The sequence below is a fragment of the Streptomyces sp. PsTaAH-137 genome (genome assembly GCF_003259365.1).
Taxonomy (GTDB): domain Bacteria; phylum Actinomycetota; class Actinomycetes; order Streptomycetales; family Streptomycetaceae; genus Streptomyces.
On sequence record NZ_QLLY01000007.1, the window covers coordinates 313,456 to 336,040 of the forward strand.

Consider the following 22,585-nt stretch of genomic DNA (forward strand, 5'->3'; position numbering starts at 1 on the left):
TGGATTCTCTCTCATCGCAACTCCCTCTGCGCAAACGGTGGACTCCACAACATCACTCTGCAATTCTCCAACAACTGAATGCAAGAACACGATGGCAATCCTTCGCGTCACTCACCCAGCTCACCTCATTCGCTTCACCGCGCCGACGGGCGCGGGGACAGGGGAGTCATGATCGGACAGTTCGTGCCGGGATCCGGCAGACGGAGAGCGGGGGGTGGGTGGCGCGGCCTCGCGGTGGCGCTGCTCGCCCTCACCCTGGCGTTCCTCGGTCTTCCGGCGGTTTCGGCGCAGGCCGCGGGCGGGCCGAACCTCGCCGCGGGTGCCGCCGCCAAGGCGAGCAGCTCCAACGCGGAGTACGTCGCGGGGAACGTCTCGGACGGCAACGCCTCGACCTACTGGGAGAGTTCGGGCTCCAGCTTCCCGCAGTGGGTGCAGGTCGACCTGGGCACGGCGGCCCGCGTCGACGAGGTCGTGCTGCGCCTTCCGGCCGCGTGGGAGAGCCGCACGCAGACGCTGTCGGTGCAGGGCAGCGCGGACGGACAGACCTTCGACACCCTGAAGGCGTCGGCCCAGTACTCCTTCGCGCAAGGATCGTCGAACACCGTGACGGTGTCCTTCGGCGCGACGCAGACCCGTTATGTGCGGGTCGTGATCACGGCCAACTCCGGCTGGCAGGCGGGCCAGTTGTCGGAGCTGGAGGTGCACGGCAGCAGCGACTCCTCGGCGAACCTGGCGCGCGGGCGCACCTTCACGGCGAGCTCGACGACGCAGACGTACCTGGCGGCGAACGCCGGTGACGGCAACGCCGCCACCTACTGGGAGAGCCAGAACAACGCGCTGCCGCAGTGGGTCCAGGTCGACCTGGGCGCATCCGTGCAGGTGAACCGGGTGGTGCTGCGGCTGCCGTCGACGTGGGAGACCCGGTCGCAGACGCTGACGCTGCAGAGCAGCACGAACGGCAGCGACTTCTCGGATCTCGTCGCGTCGAAGGCGTACGAGTTCAACTCGGCGAACGGGCAGGCCCAGACGCTGACGTTCAACACGGTGACGACGCGCTACGTGCGGGTGAAGGTCACCGGGAACACCGTGCAACAGGCCGGTCAGCTCTCTGAGTTGGAGGTGTACGGGCCGACGAGCGGGGACACGACGGCACCGTCCGCGCCCGGCTCGCTCGCGTACACCGAGCCCGCGACCGGGCAGATCAAGCTGACGTGGAAGGCGGCGACCGACAACGTCAAGGTCACCGGCTACGACATCTACGCCAACAACCAGCTGCGCGCCTCGGTCGACGGCGACACGCTCACGTACACGGACAACCAGCCCGCGTCGGCGACCCTCACCTACTACGTGCGCGCCAAGGACGCGGCGGGCAACCAGTCCGCGAACAGCAACTCCGTGACGCGGACGGGTGCTTCGGGCGACACGCAGGCGCCCACCGCGCCGTCGAACCTCGCCTTCACGGAGGCCACGGCGGGCCAGGTCAAGCTGACCTGGGGCGCCTCGACCGACAACGTGAAGGTCACGGGCTACGACATCTACGCGAACGGTTCGCTGCTGAAGTCGGTGGCCGGTGACGTCACGACGTACACCGACACCCAGCCGCAGTCGGCGACCGTCACCTACACCGTGCGGGCGAAGGACGCCGCGGGCAACGCGTCGGCCGCCAGCAACTCCGTGACCCGCAAAGGCTCGACGTCCAACGACGCGAACCTGGCCGTGGGCAAGCCGGTGTCGGCCTCGTCCTCGACCTTCACCTACGTCGCCGAGAACGCGGTGGACGACGACACCAGCACCTACTGGGAGGGCGCCGCCGGGGCGTATCCGGGGACGCTGACGGTCAAGCTCGGCTCCAACGCGGACCTGTCGTCGGTCGTAGTCAAGCTCAACCCGGACGCGGCCTGGTCGGCGCGGACGCAGAAGATCGAGGTGCTCGGCCGGGAACAGAAGGCGTCGGGCTTCACGACGCTGGTCGCCGCGAAGGACTACTCCTTCTCCCCCGCGAGCGGCAACAAGGTGAGCATCCCGGTGAGCGGCCGCGTCGCGGACGTGCGCCTCTCGATCACCGCCAACTCCGGTTCCTCGGGCGCCCAAGTGGCGGAGTTCCAGGTGCTCGGCGCTCCGGCGCCCAACCCGGACCTGGTGGTCACGGGCATCACGTCGAAGCCGGACGCGCCGGTCGAGTCGGACAAGATCACGCTGTCGGCGACGGTCCGCAACGCGGGCACGCAGGCCGCCGACGCCACCGACCTCGACTTCCTGATCGGTTCGCAGAAGGTCGGCACCGCCTCCGTGGGCGCGCTCGCGGCGGGCGCCACGGCGACCGTCAGCGCGGACATCGGGGCGCGCGACGCGGGCACGTACACGGTCGGCGCGGTCGTCGACCCGAGCGGGCTCGTGATCGAGCAGAACGAGGGCAACAACAGCTACACGAGTCCGACGTCGCTGGTCGTCAAGCCGGTGACGAGCGCGGACCTGGTGGCCTCGCCGGTGGCCTGGTCGCCGAGCGCGCCCGCCGAGGGCGACACGGTCAACTTCACGGTCGCCATCAAGAACCAGGGCAACCAGGCCAGTTCGAGCAGCGCGCACGGGGTCACGCTGACGGTGACCGACTCCGACGGCACGGTCGTCAAGACGCTCACGGGTTCGGCGAGCGGCGCGATCGCGGCCGGGAGCACCACGGACCCGGTCAAACTGGGCAGCTGGACGGCGGGCAAGGGCAAGTTCACGGTGAAGACGGTGATCGCCGACGACGCCAACGAGCTGGCCGTGAAGCGCGCCAACAACACGTCGTCGCAGCCGCTGTTCGTGGGGCGTGGCGCGAGCATGCCGTACGACATGTACGAGGCGGAGGACGGCACGGCGGGCGGCGGCGCGAAGTCCGTCGGCCCGAACCGCACCGTCGGTGACCTGGCGGGCGAGGCGTCCGGCCGCAAGGCCGTCACCCTCGGCTCGACCGGTTCGTACGTCGAGTGGACGACGAAGGCACCGACCAACACCCTCGTCACCCGCTTCTCGATGCCGGACTCGACCGGTGGCGGCGGGACCAACTCCACGCTGAACGTCTACGTCGACGGCACGTTCCTCAAGGCCATCGATCTGACGTCGAAGTACGCGTGGCTGTACGGCAACGAGACCGGGCCCGGCAACACGCCGAGCGCGGGCGGGCCGCGGCACATCTACGACGAGGCGAACCTGCTGCTCGGCACGACCGTGCCCAAGGGCAGCAAGATCCGGCTCCAGAAGGACGCCGCGAACGGATCCACGTACACCATCGACTACGTCAACCTGGAGGAGGCCACTCAGCTCGCGAACCCGGACCCGGCGACGTACGCCGTGCCGACCGGCTTCTCGCAGCAGGCGGTGCAGGACGCGCTGGACAAGGTGCGGATGGACACGACGGGCAAGCTCGTCGGCGTCTACCTGCCGGCCGGTGACTACGAGACGTCGAACAAGTTCCAGGTGTACGGCAAGGCCGTGAAGGTGGTCGGCGCCGGTCCCTGGTTCACCCGGTTCCACACGCCGTCGTCGCAGGAGAACACCGACGCGGGCTTCCGCGCGGACGCCACGGCCAACGGATCGACGTTCGCGCACTTCTCGTTCTTCGGGAACTACACCTCGCGCATCGACGGCCCCGGCAAGGTGTTCGACTTCGCCAACGTCGCCGACATCACCATCGACGACATCTGGAACGAGCACACGGTGTGCCTGTACTGGGGCGCCAACACCGACCGGGTCACCATCAAGAACTCCCGGATCCGGGACACGTTCGCCGACGGCGTCAACATGACGAACGGCTCGACGGACAACCACGTCGTGAACAACGAGGCGCGCTCGACCGGTGACGACAGCTTCGCGCTGTTCTCGGCGATCGACGCGGGCGGCGCGGACGAGAAGAACAACGTGTTCGAGAACCTGACCTCGCTGCTCACCTGGCGGGCCGCCGGTATCGCGGTCTACGGCGGGTACGACAACACGTTCCGCAACATGCTCGTCGCGGACACCCTCGTCTACTCCGGCATCACGATCAGCTCGCTGGACTTCGGCTACCCGATGAACGGCTTCGGCACGGGCCCGACGAAGGTCGAGAACACCTCGATCGTCCGCTCCGGCGGGCACTTCTGGGGCGGGCAGACCTTCCCCGGGATCTGGATGTTCTCGGCGTCCAAGGTGTTCCAGGGCATCCGCGTCAACGACGTCGACATCCTCGACCCGACGTACAGCGGCATCATGTTCCAGACCAACTACGTGGGAGGCCAGCCGCAGTTCCCGATCAAGGACACGATCCTCACCGACGTCACGATCTCGGGCGCGCACAAGAGCGGCGACGCCTACGACGCCAAGTCCGGATTCGGACTGTGGGCGAACGAGATGCCGGAGTCCGGACAGGGTCCGGCGGTCGGTGAAGTGACCTTCCACAACCTCAAGTTGAGCGACAACGCGGTGGACGTCCGCAACACGACGTCCACGTTCAAGATCAACCAGCTGCCGTAGCGAGGCGGCACGGTACGACGGGGTGGCCGGGCCTGTGCCCGGCCACCCTTTCCGTGCGCGCGCGATCACCGGGACGCCCCTCCGACGCCACTAAAGGAACCGGGGTTTCATTACCCCTCTCGCCGTGCTAGCTTTGCGTCACGCCTTAACGGAACGGCAGCACCTTTAAGCAGGAGGGGTCGACATGGAGTACCGACAGCTGGGGGCGTCCGGCCTGAAGGTTCCCGCGCTGAGCTTCGGAGCGGGGACCTTCGGCGGGCGCGGACCGCTCTTCTCGGCCTGGGGCGACGCGGGGGTCGACGAGGCACGACGGATGGTCGACCTCAGCCTGGAGGCCGGCGTCACCCTGTTCGACACGGCCGACGTGTACAGCGACGGCGCCTCGGAGGAGGTGCTCGGCGCGGCCCTGAAGGGACGCCGCGACCGGGCCCTGATCTCGACGAAGGCGGCGCTGCCCACCGGCGACGGGCCGAACGAGGCCGGGGTCTCGCGCTCGCGCCTGATCACGTCCGTCGACGCGGCCCTGCGCCGGCTGGACACCGACTACATCGACCTCTTCCAGCTGCACGCCTACGACGCGAGCACCCCCGTCGAGGAAGTGCTCGCCACGCTGGACGACCTGGTGAAGGCGGGCAAGATCCGCTACACCGGGGTCTCCAACTATTCGGGCTGGCAGCTGATGAAGGGGCTCACGGAGGCGGAGCGGCACGGGCGCCCGCGGTTCGCCGCGCACCAGGTGTACTACTCGCTCGTCGGCCGGGACTACGAGTGGGAGCTGATGCCGCTCGGACAGGACCAGGGTGTCGGCGCGGTGGTGTGGAGCCCTCTCGGCTGGGGCCGACTCACCGGGAAGATCCGGCGCGGGCAGCCGCTGCCCGCGGACAGCCGGCTGCACAGGACCGCTCAGTTCGGGCCGCCGATCGAGGACGAGCAGCTGTACCGGGTGGTCGACGCGCTCGACGACATCGCCGAGGAGACGGGGAAGGCGGTTCCGCAGATCGCCATCAACTGGCTCCTGCGCAGGCCCACCGTCTCCTCGGTGCTCATCGGGGCCCGCAACGAGGTGCAGCTCCGGCAGAATCTCGGCGCCGTGGGCTGGGAGCTGACCGCGGACCAGGTGGAGAGGCTGGACGCGGCGAGCGCGGTGAAGGTGCCGTATCCCTATTACCCGTACCGGACGCAGGCCGGGTTCGCCCGGCTCAATCCGCCCGCCGTCTGAGCCGCCCGGACCGACACCCGGTCCGGGCGCTACCCGAGCGCGAGCATCGCCGCGGCGACCTCGTCGGCCGCCGCGGCGGGGAGCGCGGTGGCGGCGTCCTCCAGGACGAGCAGCCGCGCACCGGGGATCTCGCGGGCGAGCGCCTCGCCGTTGCCGACAGGGAAGAACCTGTCACGGCGGCCGTGCACGACGAGCGCCGGAATCCCGATGCCGGACAGGCGCTCGCGCCATCGGGGCGCACAGTCGAGCCGGGAGAACACCATGCCCAGGTGGTTCGCCGTCCGGAGCGCGGGCGCGGTGCCGGGTGTGCGGTCCCAGACGCGCGCGGCGACCTCGCGGGCGGCGACGGGATCGTCGCCCAGGATCTCCGCGCCGGCGCCCGCGAAGTCGGCCACCGCCTCGCGGTCTGACCAGTCGGGCATCGGGTGCCCGAACAGCCGGCTCATCGTCGGCCCGTCGTGGTCGGGGAGATCGTCGTCGACCGGTCCCGGGGCGACGGCACGGGTGCCGACCAGGGTGAGCGCCGAGAACGCGTCCGGATGGTCGAGGGCCGCCACCTGCGCCACCATCCCGCCGACGCCGATCCCGGCGAGGTGTGCGGGTGCGCCCCCGAGCACGTCGGCCAGCGCCGCCACGTCGGCGGCGAGGTCGCGCAGGGTGTAGGCGGGCGCCTCCGGATCCACCGTCGTCGACTCCCCGCTGTCGCGCAGGTCGTAGCGCACGACGCGGCGCCCGCCGGCGGCGAGGCGCTCGCACAGGGCGTCGGGCCAGGAGAGCATCGTCGTCCCGCCCACGAGCAGGACGAGCGGGGCGTCGTCGGCCCCGAACGACTGGACGCCCAGGGCGATCCCCTTGACATCGACTGTGGTCATGCGGCTCTCCTGTGAAGGTCGTAGGTCAGGTGGGTCGTGGTCGACGTCGGTGTCACGCTCCGCCGGACCAGATCGCGCGGCACCGCGCCGCTGAACAGGGGTGTTCCCGCGCCGAGCACGACGGGCGCGAGATGCAGCACCAGGACGTCGGCCAGGCCGGCGTCGATCGCCGAGCGGACCGTGGCTCCGCCGCCCATGAGAACGACGTCGAGGTCCCTCCCACTCTGCGCCGACGTCACCACCGCACGCTCGCGGGCGACGGCGACGGCGTCGGGCAGGCCGGTGGTGACGAAGGTCCAGTCGAGGCCGGAGAGCCGCACCGAGGCGGGCGGCGAGCTCGTCACCACGACGAACGCGGGCGTACCCGCCTCGGCGGCGCCGTAGCCCACCGTGTCGCTCCAGCCGTGCGGCCCGTCCACCACGTCGAACAGTCGGCGGCCGAGGACGACGGCGCCCGAGCGGGCGGTCGCCTCCCGCAGGATCCGGCGGTCGTCGGGGTCGTCGGAGAAGGCCCAGGTGTGCAGAGCCTCGCCGCCGGTGCCCAGGCCGTTGTCCGGACCGGGGTCGGGGCCGGTGACGAACCCGTCGAGGGAGACCGAGATGTCGGCGATGATGCGCGTCATGCACGGCAGACCGGATCCGCCGCCGGGACTCATCGATCACGCACGAAATCTCCGTTCCCCGAGGAGTCAGGGCACCTCACATCGGGGTGTCAACCGAAGGTTGACACCCCTGCACTGTCAACCTACGGTTGCCTCATGACGAATCCATCGGATGCCGTGGACACCACGGGCATGACCTCGTCCGTCCGCCTCGACGACCTCATCGACGCCATCAAGAAGGTCCACACCGACGCCCTGGACCAGCTCCAGGACGCGGTCCTCGCAGCGGACCACCTCGGCGACGTCGCCGACCACCTCATCGGCCACTTCGTGGACCAGGCCCGCCGCTCCGGCGCCTCCTGGACCGACATCGGCAGGAGCATGGGCGTCACGCGCCAGGCGGCGCAGAAGCGCTTCGTGCCGAAGGGCTCGGAGAGCGACCTCGACCCCAGCCAGGGCTTCAGCCGCTACACCGAGCGCGCGCGGAACGTCGTGGTGAGCGCCCAGCAGGAGTCGCACGCCGCGAAGAACACCTCGATCGGCACCGCGCACCTGGTCCTCGGACTGCTCCACGAGCCGGACGGCTTGGGCGCCCGGGCGATCGTGGCGCAGAACGTGCCGCTCGACACCGTGCGGCAGGCCGCCGCGGACCGGCTGCCGGCGGCGGCCGACGAGTCCCCGGCGCTGATCCCGTTCGACGCGGAGGCCAAGAAGGCCCTGGAGCTGACGTTCCGTGAGGCCCTGCGCCTGGGCCACAACTACATCGGCACCGAGCACATCCTGCTCGCGCTCCTCGAGCAGGAGAACGGCACGGGGGTGCTCTCGGAGCTCGGCATCACCAAGGAGGCGTCCGAGGCGGACATCACCGCGGCCCTCGCCGAGCTGACGAAGAACGCCTGAACCCACAGGAAAAAGCGAGGTGGTCCGGCCGGGCCTCAAGGCCACAAGTGGGAAACTGCTCCCATGACTGACCGCTCAGGAACCCCCGCCCGGCCGGACGACCTCGTCGACATCGACGCCCTGGTCGACGCCTACTACACGAGGGAGCCCGACCCCACGCGCCCCGAGCAGCGTGTCGTCTTCGGCACGAGTGGCCATCGCGGCTCCAGCCTCGACGGCGCCTTCAACGAAAAGCACATCGCCGCGATCACCCAGGCCATCGTGGAGCACCGCACGGCCGAGGGCATCACCGGCCCGCTGTTCATCGGCCCCGACACGCACGCCCTGTCCGCACCCGCCCTCAAGACGGCGCTCGGGGTGCTCGCGGCGCACGGCGTGCGCGTCATGGCCGACGCGCACGGCGACTTCGTGCCGACGCCGGCGCTCAGCCACGCGATCCTGCGCTGGAACCGCACCGCGGGCGGCGGACCGGACCGCGCCGACGGCATCGTGATCACTCCGAGCCACAATCCGCCGCGCGACGGCGGCTTCAAGTACAACCCGCCGCACGGCGGTCCGGCCGACTCGACGACGACGGCATGGATCGCCGAGCGAGCCAACGAGCTTCTGGAGGACACCGGTTGGCAGGCGGCCACCGGTGACGACTCCGCCTGGGAGCCGTACGACTTCCGCGAGGCCTACGTCGAGGACCTGAAGGACATCATCGACGTGGACGCCATCCGGTCCGCGGGCGTGCGGGTCGGCGCGGACCCGCTGGGCGGGGCGAGCGTCCACTACTGGTCGCGGATCGCCGAGCTGTACGGCCTCGATCTGACGGTGGTGAACCCGAAGACCGATCCCACCTGGCGGTTCATGACGCTGGACTGGGACGGCAAGATCCGGATGGACCCCTCCTCGGCGCCCGCGATGGCCTCCGTGCTCGCCCGCCGCCACGACTACGACCTGCTGACCGGCAACGACGCCGACGCGGACCGGCACGGCATCGTCACGCCCGACGCGGGTCTGATGAACCCGAACCACTATCTCGCCGTCGCCATCCACTACCTCTTCAGCCACCGCCCGCAGTGGTCGGCGTCCGCCGCGATCGGCAAGACCCTCGTCTCCAGCGCCGTGATCGACCGGATCGCCGCCTCCCTCGGCCGGCAACTCGTCGAAGTCCCCGTCGGCTTCAAGTGGTTCGTGCCGGGACTCGTCGACGGGTCCGTGGCCTTCGGTGGCGAGGAGAGCGCCGGAGCCAGCTTCGTCCGCAAGGACGGCAGCGTGTGGACCACCGACAAGGACGGCATCCTGCTCGCGCTGCTCGCCGCCGAGATCCTCGCGGTGACCGGGAAGACGCCGTCGGTGTACTACGCCGAACTCGCCGCCGAGCACGGCGCGTCGGGCGCCGCCTACGCGCGGATCGACGCCAAGGCGACCAAGGAGCAGAAAGCCCGCCTGGCGAAGCTCACCGGCGACGCGATCACGGCGGACACCCTCGCGGGCGAACCGATCACGGCCCGGCTCTCCGAGGCGCCGGGCAACGGCGCGGCGATCGGCGGCGTGAAGGTGACCACCGAGAACGCGTGGTTCGCGGCGCGGCCCAGCGGCACGGAGGACGTGTACAAGATCTACGCCGAGTCGTTCCGCGGACCGGAGCACCTCGCCCAGGTGCAGAGCGAGGCCCAGGCGATCGTCGACGCGGCGCTCAGCTAGCGGAGGCCTCGGGCAGGCCCGGGACGTCTGCGACGCTGTCCACGACGTGGGTGTGCGGGTGGGCTTCGAGCTGCTCACGGGTCAGCTGGCCCGTGAGCACGCCCACGACGACACCCGCGCCCGCGTGCGTCCCGGCCTCCAGGTCGACGACCGTGTCACCGGCGACGAGCACCGTGCGCACGTCGAACACCCCGCACTTCTCCATCGCCCGGTGGATCATGTACGGGGCGGGACGGCCCCGGCGCACCTCGTCGGCGGTGACGACGGCGTCGAGATTGCCGCCCTCCTCGGCGGACCAGCCGAGCGAGGCGAGCAGCGGGAGCGCCACGTCGGCACTGAATCCGGTGGTCAGCGCGATCTTGACGCCGCGGGCGCGCAGTTCGTCGAAGGTCTTGTCGGCGTGGGCGATCGGCTCCGGCGGCACCTCCTCGTACCGCCGCTTGAGGTAGGTACGGAAGACCTCGTACTGCCGCTCCACGAGGTCCGCGTCGGGCGTGCCGCCGCCGATGCGGACGAGTGCGGCGATGGCCTCCCGCTTGTCGGTGCCCATCCAGGTCTGGAGGTCGGCCGGGTCGACGGTGACGCCCGTCGCCTCAACGGCGTGGCGCAGCGCCTCGTAGACGGCGCCGTGCTCCTCGATCGTCGTTCCTGCCATGTCGAAGACGGCGAGTTCGATCACTGGGTGTCCTTAAGCGTGTGGTGAGCCTGCGTGGGATGAAGTGACGTGTCGTCGGTGCGTTCCCGGGCCGCGACGGTGCGGCCCCCGACGGTGTTCTCGATGGTGAAGGTGGCCATCGAGGGCAGATAGCGGTCGTCGGCGTACTCGACGGGCGTGCCGTCGCGGGTGAACGCCAACCGTCGTACGCGCAGCAGGGGTTGGCTGGCCGCGATGCCGAGGAGGTCGGCGTCCTCCGGGTCCGCGGCGATGGCGTCGATGGTGTGGCGGGCGTGGTGGAGGTCGACGCCCCGGGCGGTGAGGGCCTCGTAGACGGAGCCCGCGTCGGGGTCGACAGCGAAGAGGTGGACTCCCGCGTCGAGCAGGAACGTCGAGCGCTCGACCATCGCCGGTACGCCGTCCAGCTTGCGCAGCCGGATCAGGTCGACGACCGCCTCGCCCTCGTCGAGACCGAGGCGGGCCGCCGCCTCCGCGCCCGCCCGGCGGCGGGCCACCTCGACGGTGAACTGGCCCGGAGTGCGGCCGATGGAGCGCGCCCACTGGGTGAACGACATGAGGGAGGCGAACGGCTGGGACGGGGTGACCCTGCGGGCCACGGGCGGCTTGCCCCGGCCGCCCACGAGGTGTCCTTCCGCGCGCAGCTGGGCCAGTGCCTGACGCACCGGACCGCGCGAGGTGCCGAACTCCTCGCACAGCTGGGACTCACTGGGCACGGGCTGCCCCTCGGGCCACTCCCCCGCCTCGATCCGGCGCCGGAACTCGGCGCCGAGCCGCTGGTGCAGCGGCCCGCTCTCCGCACTTGTCTTCACAAGTCGAGTTTTACAGTTCCGCCCCGAACAGGACAAGGTCCCGATTGATCGACAGCTGGTAAACACTCGGGAAACTTGTATAGACAGCCCTTGCTGGGAGCGGGCCGCGCTCCGCAGGCTGGTCATCATGAGCATCGCAACAGCACTCTCCCCCGCCGCGGAGCTGCCGCGCGGCCACAGCGACCTCGTCGTCGTCGGCGCCGGCATCGTCGGGCTCGCCCACGCCGTCGAGGCGGTGCGGCGCGGCCTCAGCGTCACCGTCGTCGAGCGGGACCGGCGTCCGGTGGGCGCGTCCGTGCGGAACTTCGGGCACTGCTGCGTCACCGCGCAGGAGGGCGATCTGCTCGGCCTGGCCGAGCGGTCGCGCACCGGCTGGCTGGACGCCGCGGGGAGGGCGGGGCTGTGGGCGCCGGAGGCGGGTGCCCTGGTGGTGGCCCGTTCGGCGACGGAGCTGGCGGTCCTGGAGGAACTGCGCCGGACGCGCGGCGCGGACGCGGTGCGGATGCGCACCCGGGACGAGGTGGCGGACACGCTCGGCCGGGCCGCGGACGCGCGCGACGACCTGGTGGGCGGCGCCCTGCTCCCGGCCGACCTGCGGGTGAACCCGCGCGAGGCGGCGCCACGGCTCGCGGCCTGGCTGGCGGAGCAGCCCGGGGCGACGGTGGTGTGGGGCACGAACGTGACGGGGGTCGAGGAGGGCATCGTGCACACGGCCCGCGGCGACCTCCACGGCGAGCGGATCCTGCTCTGCGTCGGCCACGACCTGGACCGGCTGCACCCGGCCGAGGCGGAGGCGCACGGGATCGAGCGGTGCCGACTGTCGATGGCGCGGATCGCGGCACCGGAGGCGTTCCGCACGGACGCGGCGGTGCTCACCGCGACCTCGATGCTGCGCTACGACGCGTTCACGGCGACGCCGTCCGCGGCCGCGCTGCGCGCCGAGGTGACCGCGCACAGCCCCGAGTTGCTGGACGTGGTGGCCAATGTGATGTTCACGCGGCTGCCCGACGGCACGGTCCTGGTCGGCGATTCGCACGCGTACGACGCGACCGAGATCCCCTTCCAGGACGAGGCGGTCTCGGCACTGCTGCTGCGCGAGGCGGCCCGGGTCCTGGGCGTGCGCGAGGTGCGGGTCACCGAGCGCTGGCAGGGCGTGTACGCGAGCAGCCCGCGCGGACCGCTGCTCGTCCGGGACGTCGCGGCGGGCGTGCGGGCCATCTCGGTCACCTCCGGGGTCGGGATGACCCTGTCCTTCGGCCTGGCGGCCGCGACCTTCGACGGGGACCTCAAGACCACCGACTGACACGGCCCCTGGGGGCCCGGCGAGGAAACTCTCCCGGGCCCCTTTCGCGCGCCCGGCCCCGGATCGAGGGTTGATCAAATCTTTGCCGTTGGCCGGATCTATCCGGTTGCCCGAGGCGACCATCACCCAGGACTCCGCACACGGCGGATTTGCTATGGGGATCAGTCGCTTTACCTTTTTGACGCACGGCCGAAACCGACGGGGTGACCCCGTTCGCCGCGTTACGGGCGCATTGACCGACCCCGCCGCCATGACACACGCTCGACACATAGATGCCGTGTACAACCGGTTCGGGTCCGATGGCACTCACCCCTGCTTTCTCGCAGGTCACACCGGCCGCACCGGTTGCGACACGACGGAACGGCAAGCGGGAGGAAGCATATGTGCGGCATCACCGGCTGGGTCTCCTTCGACCGTGACCTGCGGACCTCGCACGACACATTGGATGCGATGACGGCCACCATGGAGTGCCGTGGCCCGGACGACCGCGGCACCTGGATCGACGGCCCCGCGGGGCTCGGCCACCGCCGGCTCGCCATCATCGACCTGCCGGGCGGACGGCAGCCGATGACCGTGGAGACACCGGGCGGCACGGTCGCGATGGTGTACTCCGGCGAGACGTACAACTACACCGAGCTGCGCGCCGAACTGGCCGCCAAGGGGCACCGGTTCAGGACCGACTCGGACACCGAGGTCGTCCTGCGCGGCTACCTGGAGTGGGGCGAGGAGCTGCCCCGGCGGCTCAACGGCATGTACGCCTTCGCCATCTGGGACGGCCGCACCGACAAGCTCGTCATGATCCGCGACCGGATGGGCATCAAGCCCTTCTACTTCTACGAGACCCCGGACGGCGTGCTGTTCGGCTCCGAGCCCAAGGCGATCCTCGCCAACCCGCTCGCCCGGGGCCGGGTCTCCCTGGAGGGGCTGCGTGAACTCTTCACGTTCGTGAAGACTCCGGGGCAGGCGGTGTGGGAGGGGATGCACGAGGTCGAGCCGGGCACGGTCGTCACCGTGGACCGGTCCGGGCTGCGGGCACGCGCGTACTGGACGCTGGAGACGAAGGCGCACACCGACCACAAGGACACGACGATCGCCACGGTGCGCGAGCTGCTCGACGACATCGTGCGCCGCCAGCTCGTCTCGGACGTCCCGCGCTGCACGCTGCTCTCGGGCGGTCTGGACTCCTCGGCGATGACCGCGATCGCCGCTCAGCAGCTGGCCGGGCGGGGCGAGACGGTGCGCAGCTTCGCCGTCGACTTCCTCGGGCAGGCGGAGAACTTCGTCGCCGACGAACTGCGCGGCACGCCCGACACCCCCTTCGTGCACGACGTGGCGAAGGCGTCCGGCACCGACCACCGCGACATCGTGCTGGACTCGCACGCGCTGGCCGACCCCGAGGTCCGCGCCAAGGTCATCCGGGCCCGTGACCTCCCGGCCGGCTTCGGTGACCTGGACGCCTCGCTGTACCTGCTGTTCAAGGCGATCCGCGAGCACTCGACCGTCGCGCTCTCCGGCGAGTCCGCGGACGAGGTGTTCGGCGGCTACCTCCAGTTCTTCGACGAGGAGGCGCGCGCCGCGAACACCTTCCCGTGGCTGGTGAACATGGGCCGGCACATGGGTGACGACGCGGACGTGCTCCGCCCGGACCTCGCGCGCCGTCTCGACCTGGGCGGCTATGTCGCCGACAACTACGCGGGCGCCGTGCGCGGCATCCAGCGGCTCGACGGCGAGAGCGACTTCGAGTACCGGATGCGGCGGATCTGCCATCTGCACCTGACCCGCTTCGTCCGGGTGCTGCTCGACCGCAAGGACCGGGCGAGCATGGCGGTGGGCCTGGAGGTGCGGGTGCCGTTCTGCGACCACCGGCTCGTCGAGTACGTGTACAACACGCCCTGGGCGCTGAAGTCCTTCGACGGCCGGGAGAAGTCCCTGCTGCGGGAGGCGACCGCGGATGTGCTGCCGAAGTCGGTGTACGACCGGGTGAAGAGCCCGTACCCCTCGACGCAGGACCCGAAGTACGCGGTCGCGCTCCAGGACCACACCAAGGATCTGCTGGCGCGCCCCTCGCACCGGGTCTTCGACATCGTCGACCGCGACCGGGTGCACCGGGCCGCGCACCGCGAGGCCCCGCAGATCACCCAGGCGTCGCGGCGCGGCCTGGAGCGCACGCTCGACCTGGCGCTCTGGCTGGACATGTACAACCCGGAACTGGCACTGGACTGACCTTCCCGGCTTGTTCGGTGGCCGGTCGCGCAGGGATGTGCCTATACTCCCGGCCGCATCGCGTGCCGGTCACCGACCCGGTGAGGCATGGAGGTGCCGGAGTTGCCTTCTGGAGGCAATCCAGTATGTCTGTCCAGCTCAATCACACGATCGTCCACGCCCGGGACAACCGGGAGTCGGCGGAGTTCCTCGCCCACATCCTCGGTCTCAAGGTGGGCGCCGAGTGGGGCCCGTTCGTCGCCCTCGACCTCAGCAACGGCGTCACCCTCGACTTCGCGTCCGTCCCCGCCGGATCCATCGTGACCCAGCACTACGCCTTCCTCGTCACCGAGGAGGAGTTCGACGGCGTCTTCCAGCGCATCAAGGACGCCGGAATCACCTACTACGCCGATCCGCACGGCGCGCGGCCGGGCGAGATCAACCACAACGACGGCGGTCGTGGCGTGTACTTCATGGATCCCGCACGCCACGGCATGGAGGTCATCACCCGCCCCTACGGGGGCGGCGACGGCGCCTGACGCCGACCGGAACACATCCCCCTTCGGGCCGTCCGTGCGGCGGCCCGAAGGGTCTCAGCCGAAGTCGGTGACGGCGAACACCAGCAGCACCGTACCGACCACGACCGCCGACACCGCCAGCGCTCCGAGGCCCAGCGCCAGGCGCCGGGCGGGGCGACAGACAAGTTCGGCATCCTCCTGGCGGACCGTCGCCGAACACGGCAAGGTCGCCAGACCGTAGGTCACCAGGCCCGCCACACCGACCGTCAGGCCCAGTCCCAGCCACGTCACACCCGCGGACATAAAGGACATGTATCTGATTCTGGGCCCTGTGTGACGATCCCGCTACGGCAGGCTCCGGCCAAGGTCCTCAGCCGGCGTAGACGTCCTCCACGTAGCGCCCCTCGGCCACGAGTCCGGCGAGCCATGCCTCGGCCGCGCTCTCGTCCGCGCCGGGCGTGCGCTCCCGGTACAGCGCCCGGAACGCGGCCCGTACCCCGGGCGCCATGCGGGCGCCGTCGCCGCAGACGTAGACCCGGGCCCCGGCGTCGAGGAGCCGGCCCACTTCGGCGGCCTCGGCGGCGATGCGGTGCTGCACGAACGCGTGCCCGTCGACCGGTGCCTCGCTGAAGACGGGCCGCAGCGAGATCGTCCCCGCGGCGTCCGCGGCGCGCAGTTCGCCGGCGTGCAGGAAGTCCCGGTCGGGGTGGTCGCAGCCGAAGTAGACGAGGGCGGGCGGGAGCCCGGCACCGCGTTCGGCGACCGCGCCGCGGAAGGGGGCGAGGCCCGTCCCGGCCGCGATCATGATGACCGGTTCGGGCGCCTCGGGCGCGATGCGGAAGACGTCGCGGCACGGCTGGACGCGGCCGAGGACCACCGCTCCGGGCCGCAGTCCGGCGAGATGGGTGGAGCCGGTGCCCCGGTGGCGGCCGCGGCCGGAAGCGGCCGGTGCGTCGAGGACGGACACCATCAGGTCGATGTGGCCGGGTTCGCCCGTCGCGGAACTGGAGGAGATCGAGTAGTGGCGCGGCCGCAGGGGCGGAAGCACCTCGAGGAGGGCCGGCCAGGTGAGCGCTCCGCGCAGCGCCGGGTGGTCCTCGACCAGTTCGACGAAGGTGCGCGGGTCGTCGGCCGGGAGCGCCTTCAGGGCGGCTGCCTCGGGCGGGCAGGGGTTGGCCGCGGCCAGCACGGCCACCGCGTCGGCGGTGGGACGGTGCCGCAACTCGACGTGCCGGGTGAGGAGTTCGCGTACGGTCAGCGGCCGGTCGACGGCGAGCGCGGTCCGTCCGGGCCGGTGGTCGCGCAGGTCGAGCAGGGTGTCCGGGTCGAGGCCGAGCGCCGCCGTCGCCCGGTCCACGAGGGCCGCGTCGTGGGCGGGGAGCACGGCGAGGTGGTCGCCGGTGCGGTACGTCGTTCCCTCGGGCAGGGCAAGCCGCAGGAACCGCTTGGCGCGGGGGTGCCCGGGCGCCGTGAGGTCGTAGGACTCGGTGACGGTCAGCTCGCCGAGGCCGTGCCGGGTGGCGGCGGCGTCGAGCGGGCCGCCGGTCAGGACTCGGATCTCGTACGGCGTCGAGGACGCGGGCGCGGCGCCGGTGGCGTCCGGGTCGCCGTAGCGCTCCAGGAGGGCGGCGCGCAGCCGGGCGGTGAAGGTGCGCACGGTGCCGTTCAGGTCGCCGGAGGCGTCGGCGGCGGCGCGCTCGCACAGACGGTCGGAGCCCGCCGCGGCGAGGCGCTCGTCGATGCGGGTGGGGACGTGCTGGTAGGTGGCGGCCCAGTTGCGGTCGCCGACGCCGAGGACGGCGTACACGACCCCGTCGGGAATGTCGCCGGGGATGTCGTCGAGGGCGGCGGCGAACTCCCGTGCGTCGTCGGTGGGCCGGCCGTTGTAGGAGGCGGCGACGATGATCACCGGCCGGTCCGTGGGCAGGGCGCCCGCGTAGGCGTCGAGCGGGGCGACCTCGGTGGTGCAGCCCAGGGTGGCGGCCTCGTCGGCGAGTTGCCGGGCGAGTCCCGAGCAGGTGCCGTAGTTGCTGCCGTGCAGGAACAGCGCGCTCGTGCCGGGGCGCACGCGCACCGGCAACTCGGCGGTTTCCACGCCCCGTTCGGATCCGGTGGTGGTGCCCGAGCCGGGCAGTGGGCCGCGGCGGCGGTCGGCCGGGGTGCGCGGGGCGAGGGTGAGGGTGAAGCCGTCCGGTTTCATGGTGAGGGTCTCCTTCACCGTGAGCCGGTAGTCGGCGTGGTCGCGCAGCCGGTAGCGGTGCACCAGCATCGCGAGCAGCATGGTGGCCTCGTGCAGGGCGAACTGCCGCCCGATGCAGGCTCGTTCGCCGGTGCCGAACGGCTTGAAGGCGTGCACGGAGCGGGCCGCCTCGGCCTCGGGGGTGAACCGGCCGGGGTCGAAGCGCTCGGGGTTGTCGCCCCAGACGGGCTGTCGGTGGAGCATCGGCGCGAGGACGGTGACGCCCTGTCCGGCGCGCAGCGGGATGCGTCCGCCGAGGAGGGTGTCCTCGCGGGCCTGCCGGCTGAAGGCGGCGGCCGTCGGCCACAGCCGCAGCGCCTCGTTGAGGACCTGCCGGGTGTAGGTGAGGCGGCCGATGTCGTCGAAGCCGGGCTCGGGATCCGCGGTGTCGCCCCACAGGTCGTCGACCTCGCGGCGTACGAGGTCGAGGGCGGCGGGGTTCTTGGCGAGGTAGTACAGGGCGAAGGACATCGCGCCGGACGTCGTCTCGTGTCCGGCGATGAGGAAGGTGATGACCTGGTTGCGGATGTTCGCAGTGTCCAGCGTCGAACCGTCGCGGGGGTGTTCGGCGGTCAGCATGAGGCCGAGCAGATCGTCACCGGCCGCCTCCGTCCCCCGTACGCGGGCGGTGATGACGTCGTCGACGACCTGCGCGAGGTGGTCGGCGTCGGTGCGGAACGCCGCGTCGACGGCCGTGTGATCGCCGCCGGGGACGCGGGCGAGGCGCTTCATGCTCCATTCCAGGCAGCGCACCATCGATTCGACGAAGGGGTGGGGCTCCGCGCTGTCGAAGGACCCGAAGTCGTAGCCGAATCCGGCGAGTCCGATGGTGTCGAGGGTCATCCGGGTCATGTCGGCGGGGACGTCGACGGGGCTGCCGTCGCGGGCCGCGCGGTCCCAGCTGTCGATGACGCGGCGGGCGACGCGGTACATCACCGGGTGGTACGTGCGCATGGAGCCGAGCGCGAAGGCGGGCATCAGGATGTCGTGGGCGCGGGCCCAGTTCGGCTCGTCGTTGTAGGCGGTGAACAGGCCGTCGGCGGCGAACTCCCGGACGTTCTGCAGGGCCGGGCCGACGTGTTTGGCGAAGCGGTCCTCGTCGGCGAGTTCGGTGACCAGGCCGAGATCGGCGACGAACAGGGCGTCGCGGCCGTGCAGCCGACGCACGAGGGCCGGGCCGTGCTCCCGCATCAGGCCCATGACCTGCTGGAGCGGGGCCGCGCCGGGGCCGGTGGCGGAGATGTCGATGAGCGGAAGGCCGTCGGTGGGGGGCGGCGGGAGCAGCGCGTTGTGCGGCATGGTGCGACAACTGCCTTTCGCGAAGCGGTGGATCGGAGCTTCCAGCTTGCTGCCGCTCCCCCGCCGGTCGCCGCAGGTCCACTACATGATTGTGTAGTGACCGGCGGCGCGCCGGGGTTGTGCCGGACGCCGGTCCGTGACATGCCCGGCGGGAGGTGAGGGTCCGTGGACGCGGTGGTGTGGCGCAATCGCGCGATGGTGCTGTTCGACCGGATCCCGATGCCGGTCGCGGTGTGCGATCCGTACGGCACCGTGCGGCTGGCGAACGCGGCGCTGGCCGCCGAGTGGGGCACCACGCCGGGCCGGCTGAAGGGCCGGGACATGCTGGATCTGTTCCCGCCGCTGGACGCGGCGCAGGTGGAGCGGATCGCCGAGGCCCTGAAGCTGCGCCGCCGTTCCCGTTACACGGTGTCGGTGACCTGGCGGGACACGCACGACGCGCGGCGGCACGGCGAGCTGATCGTCGACCCGGTGAGCGACGCGCCGAACGCGCTGCCCGATCTGCTGGTGATGCTGCGTACCGCTCCCGCCCCGGCGGCGGACCGGGACGAGCCGTCGACCGACGCGCTGCACCCGAACGAGAAGCGGATCCTGGCGCTGCTCGCGGCGGGCGCGACGACCGCGCAGGCAGCGCGCGAGACGGGCCTGACGACGGACGGCGTCACGTACCACCTGCGGCGGCTGTCCAGCCGCTGGGGCGCGGCGAACCGTACGGAACTGGTGGCCCGCGCCTATGCGTCGGGGGTTCTGGTGCCCGGGGTGTGGCCGCCTCAGCCGGCGTCGTCCAGGCCGGGGACCGGCGCGCCCGAGGGGAACTCCGCCAGGACGTAGGCGTCGTACAGCTCTTTCCAGGCGGGCCCTGACGACGCCTCCGCCTCGCCCCGGTCGGCCGCGTCGAGGGCGTGCAGGCAGACCTCCCAGCCCGCGGCGTTGCGGGCCGCGGTATCGGCGCTCTCGAGGACGTTCGTCAGGGTGAGCCGGGTGCTGCCGTCGCCGAGCGGTGCGACGTCGAGCCGGAGTTCGTCGCCGCCCCAGGTGTAGGCGAGGTGGTGCGGGGCGTCGGCGGTGAGGACGGTGCCGGTGGACTCCGGCATGTGGGGGTCGTCGAAGAAGCGGATCGTGGCTCCGGGGCGCAGTTCGTCCACCTCGAACGCCGAGGGGAACCAGCGGGCCAGTTCGGCGGGGTCGCTCGCGTAGCTCCAGACCTGTTCGACCGGGCGCCGGTAGGTGCGGGTGAGGCGGACGGCGGGGCGGCCGTCGTCCAGGGTCAGGTAGTCGCCGGTCAGGATCGTCATGCGCGCGCACCTTCCGCGGTCCGAAGCGATCTGGAGTGACCTCGGGGACAGGGAGGGTTCTCGGGCGTCCCGTGAGTCGATTCCAGCCTCTCACCGCACACGAAGCGCCGCCTCCCGCGGTAGCGGTGGTACGTCCCGCGTTTCCCGGGCAGGCTCGTGGACGTCCGTATCCGGTTTTTCAGGGAGATGTCTCATGGACGGCAACGCCTCGCTCGGCAAGAAGGGCTTCAAGCGCTCCCGCAGTCACTTCGCCGACCGGATCACGGCCGACGGCCGGGACGGCTGGCCGGTGGAGGCCGGCCGGTACCGGCTCGTCGTCAGCCTGGCCTGCCCCTGGGCGAGCCGGGCGCTCGTGGTGCGGCGGCTGCTCGGCCTGGAGGACGCCCTGCCGCTCGCGGTCACCGACCCGATCCAGGACGACCGCAGCTGGCGGTTCACGCTCGACCCGGACGGCCGCGACCCGGTGCTCGGCATCCGCTACCTCAGTGAGGCCTACGACGCCCGCGAGACGGGCTATCCGGGCGGGGTCAGCGTGCCGGCGATCGTCGACGTACCGTCCGGCAAGCTCGTGACCAACGACTACCAGCAGCTCACCCTCGATCTGGCGACCGAGTGGACGGCGCTGCACCGCCCCGGCGCCCCCGATCTGTACCCGGAGCCGCTGCGCGACGAGATCGACGACGTCATGGAGGGGATCTACCAGGACGTCAACAACGGCGTGTACCGCGCCGGGTTCGCGACGAAGCAGAGCGAGTACGAGGCCGCGTACGGCGATGTGTTCGGCCGGCTCGACCTCGTGTCGCGGCGGCTGGCCGGGCAGCGGTATCTGGTCGGGGACACGATCACGGAGGCCGACGTCCGGCTGTTCACGACGCTGGTGCGGTTCGACGCCGTCTATCACGGTCACTTCAAGTGCAATCGCAACAAGCTGACGGAGGACCCGGTGCTGTGGGCCTACGCGCGGGATCTGTTCCAGACGCCGGGCTTCGGCGACACGGTCGACTTCGACCACATCAAGCGGCACTACTACCAGGTGCACACCGGGATCAACCCGACCGGGATCGTGCCGCTCGGCCCCGACCCGTCGGGCTGGTCGGCCCCGCACGGGCGGGAGCGGCTCGGCGGCCGGCCCTTCGGTGACGGGACGCCGCCGGCTCCTCGGTAGGGTCGGGGTGTTCGTTCCTCCTGGTCACGGAGTCGCCATGCCCCGCCCTCATGTGCTGTTGTCCGCCGCCGTGTCGCTCGACGGGTGCCTCGACGACACCGGGGAGGGGCGGCTGCTCCTCTCCGGTGCGGAGGACTTCGACCGGGTCGACGCGATCCGCGCGGAGAGCGACGCGATCCTGGTCGGCGCGGGCACCCTGCGGGCCGACCGGCCCCGGCTGCTGGTCAACTCCGCGGCGCGGCGCGCCGAGCGGGTCGCCGGCGGGCGGCCCGCGTATCCGCTGAAGGTGACGGTCAGCGGGTCCGGGGAGCTCGATCCCGGCGATCCGTTCTGGACGACGGGCGGCGAGCGCCTCGTCTACTCCACGGACCGGGGCGCCGCCGTCGCCCGCGCCCGGCTCGGCGACGCGGCGCACGTGGTGGGGCTCGGGGCGGCTGTCGGCTGGGCGGCGCTCCTGGACGATCTGGGCGGGCGTGGTGTGCGGCGGCTGATGGTCGAGGGCGGGGCGCGGGTGCACACCCAGTTGCTCCAGGAGGGCCTCGCGGACGAACTGCGGCTCGCCGTCGCCCCGTTGGTGGTCGGCGAGCCGGACGCGCCGCGCTTGTTCGGTCCCGGCGCCTATCCGGGCGGGCCGCGCAGCCGGATGCGGGTCCTGGACACGGAGCGGGTCGGCGACGTGATCGTCACGCGGTACGCGCCGACGGTGCCCGGGACCACGGACAAGCCCACGGCGGCGGACCGGCACTGGCTGCGGCTCGCCTGCGACCTGGCCGCCGACTGCCCGCCCTCGGAGACGGCGTTCAGCGTGGGCGCGGTGGTGGTCGCGGCCGACGGCACGGAGCTGGCGCGGGGGCACTCCCGGGAGGGCGGCGACCCGGTCGTGCACGCCGAGGAGGCCGCGCTCGCCAAACTTCCCGTCGACGACCCGCGTCTGGCGACGGCCACCGTCTACAGCAGCCTGGAGCCGTGCGCCCGCCGCGCCTCACGGCCGAAGCCGTGCGCGCGGCTGATCGTCGACGCGGGGGTGCGGCGCGTCGTGACGGCCTGGCGCGAGCCGGACACCTTCGTACCGGGCGCCGACGGGATCGGCGTCCTGGCGCAGGCGGGTGTCGTCGTCGCCGAGCTCCCGGAGTTCGCCGAGGCGGCGATCCTCCCCAACCGCCACCTGGTCACGCCGCCGCTCTCCTAGGGCCTGTCTCTCAGATCCCTCCGTCCGCCCGGAGGGCGGGTCCTGCGGCGGCTGGTGCGTGCTCTCGGCGCGCCGGGTGCACGGCCTCGTACTGGACGTACTCGGCCTTGTGCC

Annotated in this window: 17 protein-coding genes; 10 read left to right on the plus strand and 7 right to left on the minus strand. The window is 71.6% G+C overall.

Features of this window, described 5'->3' with window-relative positions; translation table 11 throughout:
• Window positions 1-168 precede the first annotated feature (168 nt).
• Window positions 169-4,491, plus strand: coding sequence for a discoidin domain-containing protein (locus K377_RS18435; RefSeq protein ID WP_237551774.1), 4,323 nt, complete (start codon window positions 169-171; stop codon window positions 4,489-4,491).
• 184 nt (window positions 4,492-4,675) lie between these two features.
• Window positions 4,676-5,710, plus strand: a complete 1,035-nt coding sequence (locus tag K377_RS18440; RefSeq protein WP_111664477.1) for an aldo/keto reductase — start codon at window positions 4,676-4,678, stop codon at window positions 5,708-5,710.
• 29 nt (window positions 5,711-5,739) lie between these two features.
• Here the strand turns inward: K377_RS18440 and K377_RS18445 are convergent, their stop codons facing one another.
• Both K377_RS18445 and K377_RS18450 read right to left on the minus strand, forming a co-directional pair.
• The gene (locus tag K377_RS18445; RefSeq protein WP_111664478.1) at window positions 5,740-6,582 is read right to left on the minus strand and encodes an alpha/beta fold hydrolase; all 843 of its coding nucleotides are present in this window, start codon (window positions 6,580-6,582) and stop codon (window positions 5,740-5,742) included.
• The gene (locus tag K377_RS18450) at window positions 6,579-7,205 is read right to left on the minus strand and encodes a dihydrofolate reductase family protein (protein WP_161195136.1); all 627 of its coding nucleotides are present in this window, start codon (window positions 7,203-7,205) and stop codon (window positions 6,579-6,581) included. The genes K377_RS18445 and K377_RS18450 overlap by 4 nt, the downstream gene beginning before the upstream one ends.
• A 135-nt stretch (window positions 7,206-7,340) precedes the next feature.
• On the opposite strand from K377_RS18450, the gene K377_RS18455 reads away from it, so the two are divergent.
• Together K377_RS18455 and pgm are read left to right on the plus strand one after the other, a co-directional pair.
• Window positions 7,341-8,084 (plus strand): Clp protease N-terminal domain-containing protein, encoded by a 744-nt coding sequence (locus K377_RS18455; RefSeq protein WP_237551775.1) that lies wholly within the window; start codon window positions 7,341-7,343, stop codon window positions 8,082-8,084.
• Window positions 8,085-8,147: 63 nt separating this feature from the next.
• Window positions 8,148-9,776 (plus strand): phosphoglucomutase (alpha-D-glucose-1,6-bisphosphate-dependent), encoded by a 1,629-nt coding sequence (gene pgm, locus K377_RS18460; RefSeq protein ID WP_111664480.1) that lies wholly within the window; start codon window positions 8,148-8,150, stop codon window positions 9,774-9,776.
• Here the strand turns inward: pgm and K377_RS18465 are convergent.
• Together K377_RS18465 and K377_RS18470 are read right to left on the minus strand one after the other, a co-directional pair.
• A complete protein-coding gene (locus tag K377_RS18465) occupies window positions 9,769-10,455 on the minus strand; it encodes a phosphonatase-like hydrolase (RefSeq protein WP_111664481.1) in 687 nt (228 codons plus the stop codon). The two genes, pgm and K377_RS18465, sit on opposite strands and share 8 nt — an antisense overlap.
• Window positions 10,452-11,261 (minus strand): GntR family transcriptional regulator, encoded by an 810-nt coding sequence (locus tag K377_RS18470; protein ID WP_111664482.1) that lies wholly within the window; start codon window positions 11,259-11,261, stop codon window positions 10,452-10,454. The genes K377_RS18465 and K377_RS18470 overlap by 4 nt, the downstream gene beginning before the upstream one ends.
• 127 nt (window positions 11,262-11,388) lie before the next feature.
• On the opposite strand from K377_RS18470, the gene K377_RS18475 reads away from it, so the two are divergent.
• The 3 genes from K377_RS18475 (at window position 11,389) to K377_RS18485 (ending at window position 15,305) form a co-directional block, all read left to right on the plus strand.
• Window positions 11,389-12,564, plus strand: a complete 1,176-nt coding sequence (locus K377_RS18475) for a TIGR03364 family FAD-dependent oxidoreductase (protein ID WP_181512602.1) — start codon at window positions 11,389-11,391, stop codon at window positions 12,562-12,564.
• Between the two features lie 381 nt (window positions 12,565-12,945).
• On the plus strand, window positions 12,946-14,787 hold the full coding sequence (gene asnB / locus K377_RS18480; protein ID WP_111664483.1) for an asparagine synthase (glutamine-hydrolyzing): 1,842 nt from the start codon (window positions 12,946-12,948) through the stop codon (window positions 14,785-14,787).
• A 125-nt stretch (window positions 14,788-14,912) separates the two neighbouring features.
• Window positions 14,913-15,305, plus strand: a complete 393-nt coding sequence (locus K377_RS18485; RefSeq protein ID WP_111664484.1) for a VOC family protein — start codon at window positions 14,913-14,915, stop codon at window positions 15,303-15,305.
• A gap of 54 nt (window positions 15,306-15,359) precedes the next feature.
• Here the strand turns inward: K377_RS18485 and K377_RS18490 are convergent, their stop codons facing one another.
• Both K377_RS18490 and K377_RS18495 read right to left on the minus strand, forming a co-directional pair.
• On the minus strand, window positions 15,360-15,596 hold the full coding sequence (locus K377_RS18490; RefSeq protein WP_146614738.1) for a hypothetical protein: 237 nt from the start codon (window positions 15,594-15,596) through the stop codon (window positions 15,360-15,362).
• A gap of 58 nt (window positions 15,597-15,654) precedes the next feature.
• Entirely contained in the window at window positions 15,655-18,822 is a 3,168-nt protein-coding gene (locus K377_RS18495) for a cytochrome P450 (protein WP_111664486.1), read from the minus strand.
• A 195-nt stretch (window positions 18,823-19,017) separates the two neighbouring features.
• Between K377_RS18495 and K377_RS18500 the strand changes: the two genes are divergently transcribed.
• Window positions 19,018-19,653 (plus strand): PAS domain-containing protein, encoded by a 636-nt coding sequence (locus K377_RS18500; protein WP_111664587.1) that lies wholly within the window; start codon window positions 19,018-19,020, stop codon window positions 19,651-19,653.
• Here the strand turns inward: K377_RS18500 and K377_RS18505 are convergent.
• A complete protein-coding gene (locus K377_RS18505) occupies window positions 19,593-20,117 on the minus strand; it encodes an SRPBCC family protein (protein ID WP_111664487.1) in 525 nt (174 codons plus the stop codon). The genes K377_RS18500 and K377_RS18505 overlap by 61 nt on opposite strands.
• A gap of 193 nt (window positions 20,118-20,310) precedes the next feature.
• Here K377_RS18505 and K377_RS18510 point away from each other — a divergent pair, with 193 nt between their 5' ends.
• Both K377_RS18510 and K377_RS18515 read left to right on the plus strand, forming a co-directional pair.
• A complete protein-coding gene (locus tag K377_RS18510) occupies window positions 20,311-21,282 on the plus strand; it encodes a glutathione S-transferase family protein (RefSeq protein WP_111664488.1) in 972 nt (323 codons plus the stop codon).
• A gap of 37 nt (window positions 21,283-21,319) precedes the next feature.
• Window positions 21,320-22,471 (plus strand): dihydrofolate reductase family protein, encoded by a 1,152-nt coding sequence (locus tag K377_RS18515; protein WP_111664489.1) that lies wholly within the window; start codon window positions 21,320-21,322, stop codon window positions 22,469-22,471.
• Window positions 22,472-22,585: the final 114 nt, after the last annotated feature.